Below are 17031 nucleotides of genomic sequence, written 5' to 3'. Positions count from 1 at the left end.
CCGTGCGGGAGGTTGCTGTCGGTCACGGTCACCGATTCTCCCCCATCGCCGACCTGGGGCCGTACCGGGTTTGCCGCCGGGCGGCGCGGCTAGGCTGGCCCGGCCGGTGCGACGAGGAGGAACAGCCGTGGAGATCCCGGAGATGACGGACGGTCTGGTCGGTCTGCTGGGGCTGACGTTCGACGAGGCCAGCGGGGACCGGGTGGTGATCCGGTGGAAGGTGCGGCCCGAGCTGCACCAGCCGGCCGGCATCCTGCACGGCGGGGTCTACTGCGCCGTGGTGGAGACGGTCGGCAGTGTGGGCGGCACGCTCTGGCTGGGCGACCGGGGCAGCGTCGTCGGAGTCTCCAACCAGACGGACTTCCTGCGCGCGGTCCGCGAGGGCGAGCTGGTGGCCGTGGGCACCCCGGTGCACCGGGGGCGCAGCCAGCAGCTCTGGCAGGTGGAGATCACCGACGCGGAGGGACGCCTGGTGTCGCGGGGTCAGGTGCGGTTGCAGAACCTCAGCCGGGACTGACCCGCCGGGCGGGAGCGGCGAGCCTGCCCGGTTCGCCCGTTACAAGGGGCACTGCGCCGATATCGTCGCCTCGATGACCGCCGCCGATCCCGTCCGCACGTGAGGAAGCTCCTCGCCGCCACCCTCGGGGTGCTCTCGGCCATCGGCGGTTTCGTCGACATCGGCGACCTGGTGGCGGCGGGTCAGGCGGGGGCACGTTTCGGCATGGCCCACGCCTGGGTGCTGCTGCTCGGCGTGGTCGGCATCTGCGCGTACGCGGAGATGGCAGGTCGGATCGCGGCGGTCAGCGGCCGGGCGGTGTTCGACCTGGTCCGGGAGCGGTTGGGTCCCCGCGTGGCGCTGCTCAACCTGGCGGCGTCCTACCTGGTCACGGTGTTGACCCTGGCCGCCGAGCTGGGCGGGGTGGCGCTGGCGCTGCAACTGGCGTCCCGGGTGAGTTACCTGCTGTGGGTGCCGGTCGCGGCGTTCGCGGTCTGGCTGGTGCTGTGGCGGATGCGGTTCCAGCTGATGGAGCGGGTGTTCGGGCTGGCCGGCTTGACCCTGCTGGTCTTCGCCGTGGCGCTGTTCCGGCTGCCGACGGACTGGGCGGCGCTCGGCCACGACGCCCTGCACCCGAATCCGGCCGGGCAGGGCTGGGGGGCGTACTGGTTCGTGGCGGTGGCGCTGTTCGCCTCCACGGTCAGCCCGTACGAGGTGTTCTTCTTCTCCTCCGGCGGGGTGGAGGAGAACTGGAGCGCCGCCGACCTGGCCGACGCCCGGTCGAGCGTGCTCATCGGTTTCCCGGTCGGCGGTCTGCTGGCGTTGTCGCTGATCGCCACGGCCGCCGTGGTGTTCCACCCGGCCGGGGTGTCGCTGTCGACCCTCGACCAGGTCGCCGAGCCGGTGGTGCTGGCGTTCGGCGGGGTGGGGCTGGCGGTCGCCGCGCTGGCGTTCTTCGCGGTGACGTTCGGGGCCGCGTTGGAGACCGGGCTGTCGGCGGCGTACGCGGCGGCGCAGTACTTCGGCTGGCAGTGGGGCAAGCGGGTCAGTCCCCGGGAGGCCGCCCGGTTCCACAGCGTGCTGCTGGTCAGCGTGCTGGCCGCGACGCTGCTGCTGGCCACCACCGTCGACCCGGTGCGGTTGACCGAGTACATGCTCGTCGCCAGCGCGGTGGTGCTGCCGTTGACGTACCTGCCGATCCTGGTCGTCGCCAACGACCGGACGTACCTGGGTGACGACGTGAACGGGCCGTGGCTCAACCTGCTCGGTGCGGTGTTCCTGCTGGTGATCGTGGCGGCGTCGGTGGCGGCGGTTCCGCTGGCGGTCGGGACGGGGATGGGGCGGTGAGGGTCCAGCTCGGCCGGCAACTGCTCGACCGGCAGATCGTCGACGCCGACGGGGTGCTGCTGGGCAAGGTCGACGACGTCGAGTTCGCCGTCGACGGGCGGGGCGTGCCGTACGTGGCGTACCTGCTGACCGGGCAGGGCGCGCTGGGGCGGCGGATCGGTGGCCGGGTCGGGCGGCTGCTGGTGGCGCTCGCCGACCGGTTCACCGAGGAGGCGTCGGCTCCGCTGCGCATCCCGTTCGGGCAGGTGGCCCGGATCGACAGTGCGGTCCGGCTGCGGGCCCGCGCCGACGAGTTGCCCCGCCCGCCGGTGGAGACGTGGCTGCGGCGGCACCTGATCGACCGGATTCCGGGGGCCGACCGTGCGAGTGGGTGAGCTGCTCGGGCGCACCGCGTACGACCTGCACGGCCGGCGGCTGGGGCGGGTGGTGGACGTGGTGGTGCGGGGGGACTTCCCGGACGGCCGGCTGCGGCTGACCGACGTGCTGGTGACCGGTCACTGGTGGAGTCGGGTGTGGGGCCGGTTGATCGGGGCGCAGCGGCACCCGTCCGGCCCCTGGCTCATCCGGGTGACGGCGTGGGCGTTGAGCCGGGACACCCGCCAGTTCCCCGCCGACCAGGTGCAGTTGCTGCCCCCGGTGCCGGGTTTCCCGTTCGGCGACCCGACGCCCCCGCACTGATCCCGGGTCGGGTCAGGCGTGGGCCTCGTCGGGTACGGGTTCCGGTTCCTCGGCGGGGGTCGCGGTCGGGGCGTGGTGCAGCCGGATCTGGGTGATGGCGCGCTGGTCGACGTCGGTGACGGTGATTTCCCACTCGTCGATGGTGACCTGCTCCCCGGCGACGGTGGGGATGTGCCCGAGGCAGGACAGCACCATGCCGGCGACGGTGGTGTAGTCACCGGCGGGCCGGTTGGGCACCTCGACGCCGATGTCGGTCAGGTCGTGCACGGGGAAGGTGCCGGGCAGCACCAGCGAGCCGTCGTCCTCGGTGCGCACCGCGCGGACGTCCCGGTCGGTCTCGTCGTAGATCTCCCCGACGATCTCCTCCAGGATGTCCTCCAGGGTGACGATGCCGTCGACCGCGCCCCGCTCGTCGACGACCAGGGCGATGTGCTGCCGTTCTGCCTTGAACTGGCGCAGTGCGTCGACCACCGGCAGCGAGTCGGGCAGCAGCATCGGCGGGCGGGCGCAGTCGTCGACCGGCCGGTCGTCCGGCACCCCCACCAGGTCGCGCAGGTGGATCACGCCGACCGCGTCGTCGAGGCCGCCGTGGCGGACCACCGGGGCCCGGGAGTGGCCGGTGGCGGCCAGCAGCAGCCGGGCGGCCTCCGCGGTGGTCCCGCTGTCGAGCGTGAAGACCTGCAACCGGGGTACGAGCACCGCGCGCAGCTGCCGGTCGGCGATCTCCACCGCGCCGGCGATGATCGTGCGTTGCTCCTTGGTGAAGCCGTGGTTGCCGGCGACGATGTCGCGCAGCTCGTCGGGGCCGATCTCGTCGGGCTGGTGCTTCGGGTCGACCCCGGCGAGGCGGACCACCAGGTCGCTGGTGGCGCCGAGCAGCCACACCGCCGGGCGGGTGAAGCTGGACAGGATGTCCAGGGGGCGGGCCACCAGCAGCGCCCAGCGTTCGGCGCGCTGCATGGCGATCCGCTTCGGGGCCAGCTCACCGAAGACCAGGGTGACGAAGGTCAGGACCAGGGTGACCAGCACGATGGCCACCGTCTCGGCGGCCCCGCCGAGAAACCCGAGCAGCGGCACCAGCGGCCTGGCCAGGGAGACCGCCGCGGCGGCCGAGGCGAGGAACCCGGCCAGGGTGATGCCGATCTGGATGGTGGCGAGGAAACGGTTCGGGTCCTTGGCGAGCCGGGCGAGCACCCGGCCGGCCCGGCTGGTGCGTTCCAGCCGCTGCACTTGGCTGTCCCGCAGCGACACCAGCGCCATCTCGCTGCCCGCGAAGATCGCGTTGAGCACCACCAGGACTCCGACCAGGGCCAACTGGCTCCAGTAGCTCTGCACGCCCGGCACTCTCCCTCAGGCGGTGGGCGTCGGCGACACCGCCGACGCCGCCGGACGGAGGACCCGCCCGGCGTAGCCCAGTCTGTGCCCAACCGAGCGGTCCGCGAACCCTCCCGGTGACCCCGACCGGTCACCGGCGGCGGGTCCGACCGGTGCGCCGGCCCGTGCGGTCAGCCGCGTCCGGCGGTGGCGGATGTCAGGTCGAGGACGTACGCGTCGCCCTCGGGGCGGAAGCCGAGCCGGTGGTAGTAGGGGGCGACCATGCCCGGTGGGCTGACCACCCGGCGGAACCCCCGGTCGGTGAACAGGCTGCTGCGGCGGTAGACGAACTCGCCGGGGGTGAAGTCGCGGAAGCGGCGGGTGACGTAGTCCAGGTCGATCTGGGCGACGCCGTCCGCCTCGGCGTGCGACAGCACCACCCCGACCACCTCGTCGTCGCGTACCACCAGGAAGGCCGACCGGTCGGCGTCGGCCGGGGGTGGGCGGAAGTCGGGGTTGAACCGGGCGATGTCGGCGGCGTGCACCCGCAGCGTGTGGGCCAGGAACTGGTCGCCGACGCCCACCTCGACCACCTGGTAGGCGCGGTCGTCGTGCCGGGTGGCCAGCATCGTCCGCAGGTACCACACGTTGATCACGGCGAGCACCACGTTGAGGCCGACCATCGGCCAGACCTGCACGGCGGCGTTGTAGCCGATCAGGATCAGGCAGCCGACCAGGTTGAGGGCGCGCAGCCGCAGGATGCGCGTCTGCAGCAGCGACCAGACCAGCAGCGCGGAGCCGGCCCAGCCGACGAGTTCGAGCCAGTTCACTCCGCGAGACTAGTGCCCGCGCTGGTCAGCGGGCACGTCGGGCAGCTCCAGCAGCCATTCCTCGACCTCGACGCCCCGGCCGGGAGCGAATCCCGAGTCCTCGCCGACGACGACGAAGCCGCACTTGCGCAGCACCGCCAGGGAGGCCCGGTTGTCCTTCGCGGCGCGGGCCCGCAGCGGCCGGTGCGGCAGCTCCCGCAGCAGGGCGGTCAGCGCGGCGGTGGCGTGCCCGCGCCCCCACCGGCGCGGGTCGATCCAGTAGCTGACCTCGGTGTGTTCGCCCACCGGGAAGGCCGCCACGTGCCCGACCACCGCGCCGTCGACGACCACCGTGCGGTTGACCACCCGGGGGTCGGCGCGGATGCGGGCCCAGTGCGCGTCGAAGAGCGCCCGGTCGGTCGGGTCGGCCGGGCCGAACGCCGCCATCCAGGCCGCCTCCGGGTCCTGCTCGTGGACGAAGAAGTGCGGCAGGTCGTCGTCGCGCACCGGGCGCAGGGACACATCGGCGGTCACCGCCCGGAGGATACGCACCGGCACCGACACGTCGGGACCTGTGGCCCGCTCGGCGTACCGTCCGGCCCTGCCGGTGGACCCCCCGGCGTTGCTACCAACGAAGGGACAGGTCCGACCGGCGAGTGGAGTGGAGGCCGGGGCCATGACCAGGTACGTCTACGACTTCATCGAGGGTGACCGCAGCAGGGCCGACCTGCTCGGCGGCAAGGGCGCCAACCTCGCCGAGATGACCCGCCTCGGGTTGCCGGTGCCGCCGGGCTTCACCATCGGCACCGACGCCTGCCGGGCGTACCTGGCCACCGGGTCGCCGCCGGACGGGCTGTTCGCGGAGGTCGACACCCACCTGCGGCGGGTGGAGCGGCAGGTGGGCCGGCGGCTCGGCGACCCGCACGACCCGCTGCTGCTGGCGGTGCGTTCCGGCGGCCGGTACTCGATGCCCGGGATGATGGAGACGATCCTGGACATCGGGCTCACCGACGCCACCGTGGCGGGGCTGGCCGCCCGCACCGGCGACGCGAGGTTCGCGTGGGACTCGTACCGGCGGTTGATCCAGATGTTCGGCCGGACCGTGCACGGGGTGCCGGCGGAGGAGTTCGACAACGAGTTGGCCGCCCTGCGGGCCACCGCCGGCCCGGACGGGCCGGACGCCGGACAACTGCGCGACCTGGTGTCGACGTACCAGAAGATCTTCCTGCGGGTGGTGGGGCACGAGTTCCCGCAGTCCCCGCAGGAGCAGTTGCGGCAGGCCGTGTGCTCGGTGTTCGCGTCGTGGAACTCCGCGCGGGCCCGGATCTACCGGCGGCAGGAGCACATCCCCGACGACCTGGGCACCGCCGTCAACGTGATGGCGATGGTCTTCGGCAACCTCGGCCCGGACTCCGGCACCGGGGTGGCGTTCACCCGCGACCCGGCCACCGGCCTGCCCGGCGTGTACGGCGACTACCTGCCCGACGCCCAGGGGGAGGACGTGGTGGCCGGCATCCGCAACACCGTCGCCCTGCCCGAGCTGGCCCGGCTCGACCCGGCGAGCTTCCAGCAGCTCACCGGGGTGCTGACCACGCTGGAACGGCACTACCGGGACCTGTGCGACGTCGAGTTCACCATCGAACGCGGCACGCTGTGGATGTTGCAGACCCGGGTCGGCAAGCGGACCGCCGCCGCCGCGTTCGTGATCGCCGCCCAGCTCGTCGACGAGGGGCTGATCACCCTGGACGAGGCGTTGTGCCGGGTCAGCGGGGCGCAGTTGGGTCAGTTGATGTTCCCCGCGTTCGACCTGGCCGACGCGCCGCCGCCGCTCACCGTCGGGGTGGGGGCGTCGCCGGGGGCGGCGGTGGGTCGGGTGGTGTTCGACTCGGCCGCCGCGACCGCCGCCGACGGGCCGGTGATCCTGGTGCGTCGGGAGACCAACCCGGACGACCTGCCCGGCATGATCGCCGCCGCCGGGGTGCTCACCGCGCGGGGCGGGAAGACCTCGCACGCCGCCGTGGTGGCCCGGGGCATGGGCCGCACGTGCGTCTGCGGGGCGGACGCGCTGGCGGTCGACCCCGATCGGGGTGAGTTCACCGTCGGCGACCGGGTGGTCCGGGCCGGCGAGGTGATCTCGATCGACGGAACCACCGGCCGGGTCTACCCGGGTGCGGTGCCGGTGCAGCCCTCCCCCGTCGCCCGGTACCTCGCCGGTGAGCTGGACCCGCAGGCCGACCCCCTGGTGGCGGCGGTGCACCGGCTGCTCGGGCACGCCGACGCGGTACGCCGGCTCGGGGTGCGGGCCAACGCGGACACCGCCGCCGACGCCCGTCGGGCCCGCGCGCTCGGCGCCACCGGCATCGGGCTGTGCCGCACCGAGCACATGTTCCTCGGCGGACGGCGGGAACTGGTGGAACGGCTGATCCTGGCCGAGGGGCCGGACGCGGTGGCCGGGGCGTTGGCGGCGCTGCTGCCGTTGCAGCGGGCCGACTTCACCGAGCTGCTCGCCGCGATGGACGGCCTGCCGGTGACGATCCGGCTGATCGACCCGCCGCTGCACGAGTTCCTGCCGCCGCTGGCCGAGCTGACCGCGCGGGTCGCCCGCGCCGAGGCGTCGGGCCGGGACCCGGGACGCGACGGGGAGCTGCTGGCGGCGGTCCGTCGGATGCACGAGGCCAACCCGATGCTGGGGCTGCGCGGGGTGCGCCTCGGGCTGGTGGTGCCCGGGTTGTTCGCCATGCAGGTGCGGGCGGTGGCCGAGGCGGCGGCGCAGCGGGTCCGCGACGGCGGGGACCCCCGCCCGGAGATCATGGTGCCGCTGGTGGGTGACGTGCGGGAGTTGGCGGTCGTGCGGGCGGAGGCCGAGCGGGTGCTCGCCGAGGTGCCCGACGCGCCGGCCGTGCCGATCGGCACGATGATCGAGGTGCCCCGGGCGGCGCTGACCGCCGGACAGATCGCCACCCAGGCGCACTTCTTCTCCTTCGGCACCAACGACCTGACCCAGCTCACCTGGGCGTTCTCCCGCGACGACGTGGAGGGGTCGTTCTTCGGGGCGTACCTGGAGCGGGGGATCTTCGAGGTGTCGCCGTTCGAGAGCCTCGACACCGTCGGGGTGGGTCAGCTCGTGCGGCTGGCCGTGGCACAGGGGCGGGCCACCCGCCCGGAGTTGACCGTCGGGGTCTGCGGCGAGCACGGCGGCGACCCCGACTCGGTGGCGTTCTTCGCCGACGCCGGCCTGGACTACGTCTCGTGCTCGCCGTACCGGGTGCCGGTCGCCCGGCTCGCGGCGGGCCGGGCCGCCGTCGCCGCCGGCACCGGCACGTCCGACAGCCGATAGGAGGCAGCGCCATGACCGCGATCTTCAACCCGACCGGACCCGCCACGCTGGGCCCACCGCCGGTGCCGCGTACCCCGGTGGAGGCGACCGGGACCACGACGGCCGGGCCGGTGGGGCCGGTGCTGACGCTGCCCGGTTCGCCGGCCGCCGCACTGGTGCCGGTGACCCGCGACGGGCGGGCCGTCGGGGCGTTCGTGCTCGCCGACGGGCGGGTCCGCTACCGGGCGCTGCCCGACCCGGACCGGGTGCTCGCCGCCACGGCCGGTGCCGCCGCCGTCGCCCTGCTCACCGCCGGCGTGGCGGTGGTGGCGCGGCGTCGACCACCGGCGATCGGCACGGTCACCATGGGGCCCGGCGGCTGGGTCAGCCTGCGCGGAGCGCGGGTGCCCGCGCTGCGCCCGGCGACGCCCCGGCCGTGGTGGGCGCGGCTGCTGCGCGCCCAACGGCTCGTCGTGCGGCGCTGACCGGCCGCCGGGGGTCTTTGGTCCCGGGCGGGGGTGGTCCTGCGCCTCTGCCCGGGACGGCCCGGCCCGACGAGGCTGATGGTGCAGGCGCAACACCCCGGCGACCCAGGCCGCCGGACCCGACCAGCGCGGAAGGACCGATCATGACCGGCACCGCACATCTCGACCCGTGGCGCGGCTTCACCGGCGACGCCTGGCGCGACACCGTCGACGTGGCCGCCTTCGTCCGGGACAACCACGAGCCCTACACCGGGGACGCGTCATTCCTCACCGGACCCACCTGCCGCACCCTGGAGGTCTGGGGCACGCTGCGGTCGATGTTCGTCGAGGAACGCCGACGCGGCGTGTACGACGTCGACGCCGCCACCCCGTCCACCATCACCGCGCACGCCCCCGGGTACATCGACCGGGAGCGGGAGCTGATCGTCGGGTTGCAGACCGACGCGCCGCTGCGCCGGGCCATCATGCCCGCCGGTGGGCTGCGGATGGTGGAGACCGCGCTGAAGGCGTACGGCTACCCCGCCGACCCGCAGGTGCACCGGATCTTCACCACGTACCGCAGGACGCACAACGACGCGGTGTTCGACGCGTACCCGGCCGACGTGCTCGCCGCGCGCCGCTCGCACGTCATCACCGGGCTGCCCGACGCGTACGGGCGGGGACGGATCATCGGCGACTACCGGCGGGTGGCGCTGTACGGGGTGGACCGGCTGGTCGCCGAGCGTAAGGCGCTCAAGGCGGCGCTGGACGACCGGCCGTCGACCGACGAGGTGATCCGGGACCGTGAGGAGCTGGCCGAGCAGATCCGGGCCCTCGGCGAGCTGGCGCAGATGGCCGAAAGCTACGGCTACGACATTTCCGGCCCGGCCACCACCGGCCGGGAGGCGATCCAGTGGCTCTACTTCGCCTACCTGGCCGCCACCAAGGAGCAGAACGGCGCGGCGATGTCGCTGGGGCGTACCGCCGGGTTCGTCGACGTCTACCTGCGGCGGGATCTTGCCGAGGGGCGGCTGACCGAGATCGACGCCCAGGAGCTGGTCGACGACTTCGTGATCAAGCTGCGGATCGTCAGGTTCCTGCGCACCCCCGAGTACGACCAGCTCTTCTCCGGCGACCCGACCTGGGTCACCGAGGCGCTCGGCGGGATGGGTGCCGACGGTCGGCCGCTGGTGACCCGGACCAGCTTCCGCTACCTGCAGACCCTCTACAACCTCGGTCCCGCGCCGGAGCCGAACCTGACGGTGCTCTGGTCGCCCCGGCTGCCGGTCGGCTTCAAGCGGTTCTGCGCCCAGGTGTCGCTGGACACCAGCGCCATCCAGTACGAGAACGACGACCTGATCCGGCCCGCGTACGACGACGACACCGCGATCGCCTGCTGCGTGTCGGCGATGCGGGTGGGCCGGGACATGCAGTTCTTCGGCGCGCGGGCCAACCTCGCCAAGGCCCTGCTGTACGCGATCAACGGCGGGCGCGACGAGATCACCGGTGAGCAGGTCGCCCCGGTCAGCGCCCCGGTCGGCGGAGAGACCCTCGACTACGCCGAGGTGCTGGCCGCGTACGAGCGCACCCTGGACTGGCTGGCCGAGACGTACGTGGACGCGCTGAACGTGATCCACCACCAGCACGACCGGTACGCCTACGAGCGGCTGGAAATGGCCCTGCACGACCATCCGGTGCGCCGGTTCATGGCCACCGGCATCGCCGGGCTGTCGGTGGCGGTGGACAGCCTCGCTGCGATCCGCTACGGCAAGGTGAAGGTGCTGCGCGACGACACCGGCCTGGCGATCGACTACGTGGTCGAGGGGGAACCGCCGACGTACGGCAACAACGACGAGCGGGCCGACGCGATCGCGGTGTGGCTGACCGAGACGTTCGCGGCGAAGCTGCGCCGGCAGCGCACCTACCGCGACGCCGAGCTGACCATGTCGGTGCTGACCATCACCTCGAACGTGGTGTACGGCAAGCACACCGGCAACACCCCGGACGGCCGGCGGGCCGGTGAGCCGTTCGCCCCGGGCGCGAACCCGATGAACGGCCGGGACACCCACGGGCTGGTGGCCGCCGCGCTGTCGGTGGCGAAGCTGCCGTACGACGCGGCCCGCGACGGCATCTCGCTGACCTCGACGGTGACCCCGGACGGGTTGGGCCACACCCGCGACGAGCGGATCGACAACCTGGCCGGGGTGCTCGACGGCTACACCGACGCCGGCGGGTTCCACCTCAACGTCAACGTGCTGGACCGGGCCACCCTGGTCGACGCGATGGCGCACCCGGAGCGCTACCCGCAGTTGACCGTCCGGGTCTCGGGGTACGCGGTGAACTTCGTCCGGCTCACCCGGGAACAGCAGGAGGACGTGGTGTCCCGGACCTTCCACGGGTCGCTGTGAACGTCCGGCCGCCCGACGCCGTCGCCACCGCCACCCGGCGGGGCGACGGCGTGCCGACCGGGGCGGTGCACTCGTGGGACGTGTCGGTCGGGGTGGACGGGCCGGGCACCCGGTTCGTGGCCTTCCTCGCCGGCTGCCCGCTGCGCTGCCGGTACTGCCACAGCCCGGACACCTGGTACCGGCGCAGCGGCCGGCACCGCACCGTCGACGAGCTGATGGCGCAGATCGAGCCGTACCGGCGGTTCATCGCGGTGGCCGGTGGCGGGGTGACGATCAGTGGCGGCGAGCCGCTGATGCAGCCCCGGTTCACCGGTGAGGTGCTGCGCCGCTGTCACGACCTGGGCCTGCACACCGCGTTGGACACCTCGGGCTTCCTCGGCGTCCGCGCCGACGACGCCCTACTCGACGCCACCGACCTGGTGCTGCTGGACGTCAAGTCGTGGGACCCGGCGACCTACCGCCGGGTCACCCGCACCGGGTCGGTCACCCCGACGTTGCGCTTCGGCCGCCGGCTCGCCGACCGGGGCACCCCGATCTGGGTACGGTTCGTGCTGGTCCCCGGCCTCACCGACGCCGAGGAGAACGTGGCGGGCGTCGCCGACTTCGTCGCTGGGCTGGCCACCGTGCAGCGGGTCGAGGTGCTGCCGTTCCACCGCCTCGGCGCGCACAAGTACGCCGAGCTGGGGTTGACCTTTCCGCTGGCCCGCACGGAACCGCCGACCCCGGAGCTGGTGGCCCGGGTCCGGGGCCAGTTCACCGAACGCGGCCTGACCGTCACCTGACCCGGCGTCTCAGCCCTGCTCGTCGTCGTCTGCCGACGGCCTGGGGCGGCGGTGGTCCCGGATGTACGCCTCGACGTCGGACCGCAGCCACACCGAGCCGACCGACAACGTCTGGAACGGGCGCGGAAAGTTCGGGTGCAGCGCGATGGCCCGGAACCGTGACCGGCTGACATTCAGCATCTTCAGGATCTCGCCTGCGGCGACGAGTGGCCCCGGCACCTCATCAGTCATGCCCGAAAGGTAGACCGGTGCGCGCGTGCCGGAGTTGACACGATCATGTTTGCACGCTAGCGCAATCGCGTCTCAGATGGCACGTTAACTACATCGCGCTTACGTGTACGCGTCAACATTGACACGGGGTGACCAAGGGTGTGGAATCGGTGGCGCGGTGCCTCCGCCCTGGTGGAGCGGGGCTCGGCGGGGCGGGGTGCCGCGACGACCCCACCCCCGGGAGGCGCAATGTGTCGACACCGCGCGGTGCCGTACCTGATCGAATCGGCCTGGCGCTGCCTGGACCAGCACCGCGACCGGCGGTGCGAGCGGTGCACCGGCACCGGCTTCTGCCCGGCGGTGGAGGCCGCGCGCACCCGGATCAGGGCGTGGCGTCGGTACCGCAGCGTGTTCGGCCGGCGGTGAACGCGCCCCCGCCGAGGGCGGGCGACCTGCTCCTGCTGACCCGCGCGGCCAGCGTCCAGTTCGTCAGGCCGGTCCGGTTCCGGGTGATCCGCGTGCTCGACTGGCCGACGTACGACGGCTGGGTCTGGCTCGACGGCTACCGGCTCGACGACCGGGGCGACGCGGTGGCCCGCCGGTCGGTCTTCGTCCGCCCGGCCGGACTGGTCGTCGCCCCGCGCACCGCCCCGACGCCGGTTGCGCGGTCCGGGCCGACGCCGCCGGGTGCCTCGACGCGGGCGCGGGTCAGCTCGCGGCCGAGGTCGGGTAGCCGTACAGGTCGAGCAGCCGGACCCGGGACGCCTGGAGCCGGTCCACCACCACGCTCATGAACCGGGTGGTGAGCTGCCGGCCCAGGGCGTCGTCGGACTCCATCAGCCGGCGTACCCCCTCGGCGGTGAACTCCACGGTCGGGGTCCGTCGGACGGCCACCGCGCCGAACTGCCAGCGGTACGGCGGGAACAGCCACGACCAGCCCAGCACCCCACCGGCCCCGATCGACTCGATGCCGACGTCGCCGCGTGCGGGGACCGGGAAGTCCAGCGCCACCTCACCGCCCCGGACCAGCCAGAACCGTTCCGCCGGCTGACCGGCGCGGAACAGCCGGTGGCCGGGGTGCCAGACCACCGGTCGGGCGTACCCGGTCAGCCGGGGCAGCCACTGCGGCGGCAGCCCGGCGAGGAACGGGTGCTCGGTGAGCATCTCCAGAGGGGTCATCGGGGTGCCCTTCGCCGGTGGTCGTCGCCTCCATGGCACACCCGTCGGCGGCCGAGCGGCAGGGCCGTTGGTCCCGTGACCTGCGGCGGATCGCCCGAGCCCCGGCCGACCCGGGGGTGCGCCACGACGACGACGTGACGCTCGATCAACTCCATGGCACCGAAACAGCGGTGTCCGACGGCTCCGAAACCGCAACTTCGGCGACATGGCGCAGCGCCCACCGCCCGACCGCCCCACCCGGGACCTTGGGCCCGCCGGCGGGGCCGGACGCCCCTGACCGGGCCGGCCGGGCCGGGCCAGGCTAGAAAGGGACGAAGGAGGACGTGATGACCAACAGAGCCGGTGCCCCCGTCGTGGTGGGTGTGGACGGTTCCCGATCGGCGTTGGACGCGGTCGGGGTGGCCGCCCGGGAGGCCGTCGCCCGCAACCGCCCGCTGCGGGTGGTGCACGCGTTCGTCTGGCCGCTCTTCGGCGTCCCGCTCGGCCCCGCGCCCGTCGGACCGCCGGACGGCGGACTGCGCAACGAGGCCGAACGGATCGTCACCGAGGCGGTCGCCGAAGCCGGCAAGATCGCCCCGGAGCTGACCGTCACCGGCTACCTGTCCGACGGCGCGCCGACCCCGGTGCTGCTGCGCGAGGCCCGCGACGCGGCGCTGGTGGTGCTCGGCACCCGGGGGCTGGGCGGCTTCGCCGGGCTGCTGATCGGTTCGGTGGCGGTGCAGGTCTCGGCCCGCGCCGACTGCCCGGTGCTGGTGGTCCGGGGTGAGCCACGGGCGGACGGCCCGGTGCTGGTCGGGGTGGACGGGTCGGCGCTGTCCACCGAGGCGCTCGGGTTCGCCTTCGCCGCGGCGGCGCAGCGCGACACCGGGCTGCTGGCCGTGCACGCCTGGCTGACCCCGGCACCGATCGGCCCGGGTGACGTGCTGCCGCTGGTCTACGACGTGGAGGCGGTCGCCGCCGAGGAGGAGCGGGTGCTCGCCGAGGCGCTGGCCGGCTGGTCGCAACGCTATCCGGACGTGCCGGTGACCCGGCTGCTGGTGCCCGGCGCGGCGGCCCGGGTGCTGGTCGAGGAGTCGGCGTCCGCCCAGCTCACCGTCGTCGGCGCGCACGGCCGTGGCGCGTTGGGCGGGGTGCTGCTCGGATCGGTCAGCCACGCGGTGCTGCACCACGCGCACAGCCCACTGGTGATCGTCCGACGCCGGCCGGCCTGACCGTCGGGGCGGCGGCACGCCCGGCCGGGTGACCTGCCGGCGCGGGCGGGCCGGCGCGTCGACAATGGGCTGGGCCGGCGACGAGGGCAGGACCGGCGACACGGGCAGAACCGATCCTGGGAGGGCCGATGACACGACCGGTGGTGGTGGGGGTGGACGGATCGCCGGCCAGCCTGGCCGCCGCGGAGCAGGCCGCCCACGCGGCGGTGCTGCGCGGCGCGTCCCTGCACCTGGTGCACGGCTACCTGCACCCGCTCGGGTACGGCGTCCCGCTGAACCCGTACGACCTGGGGGTGCCCGCGCCGTCGCAGGAGGCGCAGCGGATGTTGGAGCGGACCGCCGCCGAGCTGACCGACAGGTGGTCGGGGCTGACCGTGCAGGCGCGGCAGGTCGCCGGTGGGGCGGGCGCGACGCTGGTCGAGGAGTCCCGCCGGGCCGACCTGGTGGTGGTGGGCAGCCGGGGTCTGGGCGGGTTCACCGGGTTGCTGCTCGGCTCGGTCGGCGCGCAGGTCGCCGCGCACGCGCACTGCCCGGTGCTGGTGGTGCGCCCGGAGACCCCCGCGGGTCGCCCGGACGGGCCGGTGCTGGTGGGCGTGGACGGCTCGCCGGCCGCCGGGGTGGCCGCCGACCAGGCCGCCGCCGAGGCCGTCCGCCGGGGGGTCCCGCTGGTGCTGGTGCACGTCGGCCCCACCCCGCCGGAGCGGGACGAGGTCGACGCGGAGCAGGCAGAGGCCGCGTACCGGGCGCACGCCGTGCGGCTGCTCGCCGAGGCGTCCGCCGCCGTGCGCGCCGACCACCCGGACGTGGTGCTGCGGGAGCACCCGGTCCGGGCGGTCGGGGTGGCGCAGGGCCTGGTCGAGGCGAGCGCGACGGCGTCGGTGCTGGCCGTCGGCACCCGGGGGCGGGGTGGTTTCACCGGCCTGCTGCTGGGTTCGGTCAGCCAGGCGGTGGTGCAGCACGCCCACTGCCCGGTGCTGGTGGCCCACCCGTACCGGTGAGGCTCAGTCCTCCCGACCGCCGCCGAGGAGTTCGGCGAAGTCGGTGGTGAGGGCGAACGGGTCGGCCGGGCCGGCAGCAGGCGGACGCCTGTCGACCTGGTCGGCCAGTTCCCGGCCGGCGCGCTGGATGCGGGCCCGCAGCGCCCCCTCGGCGGTGCCGCCGGACCAGTCCTCGGGCGCGGCGAAGACCGACGTCGGCAGCACCACCGCCCGCAGGTAGCCGAACATCGGCCGGACGGCGTGTTCCAGGGCGAGGGAGTGCCGGGCGGTGCCGCCGGTCGCGCCGATCAGCACCGGCCGGTCGACAAGCGCCTGGGCGTCCACCACGTCGAAGAAGGACTTGAACAGCCCGTTGTAGGACGCGTTGAAGATCGGCGTGACGGCGACGATGCCGTCGGCTCCGGTGACCGCGTCGAGGGCGGCCCGCAGCTCGGTCGACGGGAAGCCGGTGAGCAGGTTGTTCACCACGTCGTGGGCGTGGTCGCGTAGCTCCACTACCCGCAGTTCCACCTCGTCGCCGCGCCCGACCAGCTCGTCGCGGGCGGCCGCGGCGAGCTGGTCGGCGAGCAGCCGGGTGGACGACGGTTGGCTCAGCCCCGCCGACACCACGGCCAGGGTGCGGCGGGTCATCGCCGACCCTCCGCCCCGGCCCCGGCCAGGTCACCGGCGTCGGCCGCTCCGGTGGCCGCCCGGTCGGCGGCGTCGCGGGCGGCGACCAGCGACGCGTGGGTGGGAGCGACCGGCACGTGCGCCGGGCGCAGCGCGTCGAACTCCTTGCGCAGCACCGGTACGACCTCCTCGCCGAGCAGGTCGAGCTGCTCCAGCACCGTCTTCAGGGGCAGCCCCGCGTGGTCGAGCAGGAACAACTGCCGCTGGTAGTCGCCGACGTACTCGCGGAAGCCGAGGGTACGGTCGATGACCTGCTGCGGGCTGCCCACGGTCAGCGGGGTCTGGCGGGTGAACTCCTCCAGCGACGGCCCGTGCCCGTAGACCGGCGCGTTGTCGAAGTACGGCCGGAACTCGCGGACCGCGTCCTGCGAGTTGCGCCGCATGAACACCTGGCCGCCGAGCCCGACGATGGCCTGCTCGGGCGAGCCGTGGCCGTAGTGGGCGAAGCGCTGCCGGTAGAGGCCGACCATCCGCTGGGTGTGCTCCCTGGGCCAGAAGATGTGGTTGGCGAAGAAGCCGTCACCGTAGTACGCGGCCTGCTCGGCGATCTCGGGGCTGCGGATCGAGCCGTGCCAGACGAACGGCGGCACGCCGTCGAGCGGGCGCGGGGTGGATGTGAACGACTGCAACGGGGTGCGGAACTTGCCCTGCCAGTCGACGACGTCCTCGCGCCACAGCCGGTGCAGCAGCTCGTAGTTCTCCACGGCCAGCCGGATGCCGTTGCGGATGTCCTGCCCGAACCACGGGTAGACCGGCCCGGTGTTGCCGCGCCCCATCATCAGGTCCACCCGGCCGTCGGCCAGGTGCTGGAGCATGGCGTAGTCCTCGGCGATCTTCACCGGGTCGTTGGTGGTGATCAGCGTGGTCGAGGTGGACAGCAGCAGCCGCTCGGTACGGGCGGCGATGTGCCCCAGCATGGTGGTGGGCGAGGAGGGGACGAACGGGCGGTTGTGGTGCTCACCGGTGGCGAAGACGTCGAGACCGACCTCTTCGGCCTTGAGGGCGATCGCCACCATCGCCTTGATCCGCTCGTGCTCGGTCGGCTCCCGTCCGGTGGTCGGGTCGACCGTGACATCGCCGACGGTGAAGACTCCGAACTGCATGACCAGCTCCTCGCGTCTGAGATACCGGGACCGTTCGTGGTACCCGG

Annotated in this window: 20 protein-coding genes (1 of these 20 only partly in view); 12 read left to right on the top strand and 8 right to left on the bottom strand. The window is 73.8% G+C overall.

Annotation, left to right across the window (positions count from 1 at the left end; translation table 11 throughout):
- Positions 1-26: the beginning of a tyrosine--tRNA ligase gene (gene tyrS, locus ACN268_RS00945; RefSeq protein WP_421486783.1), read on the bottom strand. The gene continues 1261 nt to the left of window position 1, outside the view; 26 of the gene's 1287 nt are visible here — the first part of the coding sequence; the start codon lies at positions 24-26; the stop codon falls past the left edge of the window.
- 116 nt (positions 27-142) lie between these two features.
- Here tyrS and ACN268_RS00940 point away from each other — a divergent pair, with 116 nt between their 5' ends.
- The 4 genes from ACN268_RS00940 to ACN268_RS00925 all read left to right on the top strand — a co-directional run bounded on the left by ACN268_RS00940 (position 143) and on the right by ACN268_RS00925 (position 2521).
- Positions 143-517: a PaaI family thioesterase gene (locus ACN268_RS00940; protein ID WP_204927706.1), complete on the top strand. Its 375-nt coding sequence runs from the start codon at positions 143-145 to the stop codon at positions 515-517.
- Positions 518-616: 99 nt separating this feature from the next.
- Positions 617-1843 (top strand): NRAMP family divalent metal transporter, encoded by a 1227-nt coding sequence (locus ACN268_RS00935; protein WP_421481271.1) that lies wholly within the window; start codon positions 617-619, stop codon positions 1841-1843.
- Positions 1840-2217 (top strand): hypothetical protein, encoded by a 378-nt coding sequence (locus ACN268_RS00930; RefSeq protein ID WP_421481270.1) that lies wholly within the window; start codon positions 1840-1842, stop codon positions 2215-2217. The genes ACN268_RS00935 and ACN268_RS00930 overlap by 4 nt, the downstream gene beginning before the upstream one ends.
- Positions 2210-2521, top strand: coding sequence for a PRC-barrel domain containing protein (locus tag ACN268_RS00925; protein WP_421481269.1), 312 nt, complete (start codon positions 2210-2212; stop codon positions 2519-2521). Before ACN268_RS00930 ends, ACN268_RS00925 begins: the two co-directional genes overlap by 8 nt.
- Before the next feature lie 12 nt (positions 2522-2533).
- Here ACN268_RS00925 and ACN268_RS00920 read toward each other — a convergent pair whose 3' ends face one another.
- The 3 genes from ACN268_RS00920 to ACN268_RS00910 form a co-directional block, all read right to left on the bottom strand.
- Positions 2534-3856, bottom strand: coding sequence for a hemolysin family protein (locus ACN268_RS00920; protein ID WP_421481268.1), 1323 nt, complete (start codon positions 3854-3856; stop codon positions 2534-2536).
- 170 nt (positions 3857-4026) lie between these two features.
- Positions 4027-4665 carry a hypothetical protein gene (locus ACN268_RS00915; protein ID WP_421481267.1) on the bottom strand — a complete coding sequence of 213 codons (639 nt, stop codon included), beginning with the start codon at positions 4663-4665 and terminating at the stop codon, positions 4027-4029.
- A 9-nt stretch (positions 4666-4674) separates the two neighbouring features.
- On the bottom strand, positions 4675-5178 hold the full coding sequence (locus ACN268_RS00910) for a GNAT family N-acetyltransferase (protein ID WP_421481266.1): 504 nt from the start codon (positions 5176-5178) through the stop codon (positions 4675-4677).
- Between the two features lie 142 nt (positions 5179-5320).
- On the opposite strand from ACN268_RS00910, the gene ppdK reads away from it, so the two are divergent.
- From ppdK to pflA, 4 genes are all read left to right on the top strand, one after another.
- Positions 5321-7981, top strand: coding sequence for a pyruvate, phosphate dikinase (ppdK, locus tag ACN268_RS00905; RefSeq protein ID WP_421481265.1), 2661 nt, complete (start codon positions 5321-5323; stop codon positions 7979-7981).
- Between the two features lie 11 nt (positions 7982-7992).
- The gene (locus tag ACN268_RS00900) at positions 7993-8445 is read left to right on the top strand and encodes a hypothetical protein (protein WP_421481264.1); all 453 of its coding nucleotides are present in this window, start codon (positions 7993-7995) and stop codon (positions 8443-8445) included.
- A 143-nt stretch (positions 8446-8588) separates the two neighbouring features.
- On the top strand, positions 8589-10832 hold the full coding sequence (pflB, locus tag ACN268_RS00895) for a formate C-acetyltransferase (RefSeq protein WP_421481263.1): 2244 nt from the start codon (positions 8589-8591) through the stop codon (positions 10830-10832).
- Positions 10829-11614, top strand: a complete 786-nt coding sequence (gene pflA, locus ACN268_RS00890; protein ID WP_421481262.1) for a pyruvate formate-lyase-activating protein — start codon at positions 10829-10831, stop codon at positions 11612-11614. Before pflB ends, pflA begins: the two co-directional genes overlap by 4 nt.
- A gap of 9 nt (positions 11615-11623) precedes the next feature.
- Here pflA and ACN268_RS00885 read toward each other — a convergent pair whose 3' ends face one another.
- Positions 11624-11845 (bottom strand): helix-turn-helix transcriptional regulator, encoded by a 222-nt coding sequence (locus ACN268_RS00885; RefSeq protein ID WP_204927708.1) that lies wholly within the window; start codon positions 11843-11845, stop codon positions 11624-11626.
- Positions 11846-12073: 228 nt separating this feature from the next.
- On the opposite strand from ACN268_RS00885, the gene ACN268_RS00880 reads away from it, so the two are divergent.
- On the top strand, positions 12074-12250 hold the full coding sequence (locus ACN268_RS00880) for a hypothetical protein (protein WP_421481261.1): 177 nt from the start codon (positions 12074-12076) through the stop codon (positions 12248-12250).
- On the top strand, positions 12247-12618 hold the full coding sequence (locus ACN268_RS00875; protein WP_421481260.1) for a hypothetical protein: 372 nt from the start codon (positions 12247-12249) through the stop codon (positions 12616-12618). Before ACN268_RS00880 ends, ACN268_RS00875 begins: the two co-directional genes overlap by 4 nt.
- On the opposite strand, the gene ACN268_RS00870 is transcribed toward ACN268_RS00875, so the two are convergent.
- Complete coding sequence (locus ACN268_RS00870) at positions 12533-13003, bottom strand: cyclic nucleotide-binding domain-containing protein (protein ID WP_067305204.1); 471 nt, start codon at positions 13001-13003, stop codon at positions 12533-12535. The genes ACN268_RS00875 and ACN268_RS00870 overlap by 86 nt on opposite strands.
- 326 nt (positions 13004-13329) lie before the next feature.
- Between ACN268_RS00870 and ACN268_RS00865 the strand changes: the two genes are divergently transcribed.
- Positions 13330-14214 (top strand): universal stress protein, encoded by an 885-nt coding sequence (locus tag ACN268_RS00865; protein WP_421481259.1) that lies wholly within the window; start codon positions 13330-13332, stop codon positions 14212-14214.
- Between the two features lie 128 nt (positions 14215-14342).
- The gene (locus ACN268_RS00860; RefSeq protein ID WP_421481258.1) at positions 14343-15212 is read left to right on the top strand and encodes a universal stress protein; all 870 of its coding nucleotides are present in this window, start codon (positions 14343-14345) and stop codon (positions 15210-15212) included.
- A 3-nt stretch (positions 15213-15215) separates the two neighbouring features.
- Here the strand turns inward: ACN268_RS00860 and ACN268_RS00855 are convergent, their stop codons facing one another.
- Together ACN268_RS00855 and ACN268_RS00850 are read right to left on the bottom strand one after the other, a co-directional pair.
- Positions 15216-15842, bottom strand: coding sequence for an FMN reductase (locus ACN268_RS00855; RefSeq protein WP_421481257.1), 627 nt, complete (start codon positions 15840-15842; stop codon positions 15216-15218).
- Complete coding sequence (locus ACN268_RS00850) at positions 15839-16984, bottom strand: LLM class flavin-dependent oxidoreductase (protein ID WP_421481256.1); 1146 nt, start codon at positions 16982-16984, stop codon at positions 15839-15841. The genes ACN268_RS00855 and ACN268_RS00850 overlap by 4 nt, the downstream gene beginning before the upstream one ends.
- Positions 16985-17031: the final 47 nt, after the last annotated feature.

Source organism: Micromonospora sp. WMMD735 (assembly GCF_049178995.1).
GTDB classification, from domain to species: Bacteria; Actinomycetota; Actinomycetes; order Mycobacteriales; family Micromonosporaceae; genus Micromonospora; species Micromonospora wenchangensis.
The sequence above is the reverse complement of the archived record's forward strand: the minus strand, read 5'-3'. Positions and strand labels throughout refer to the sequence as shown.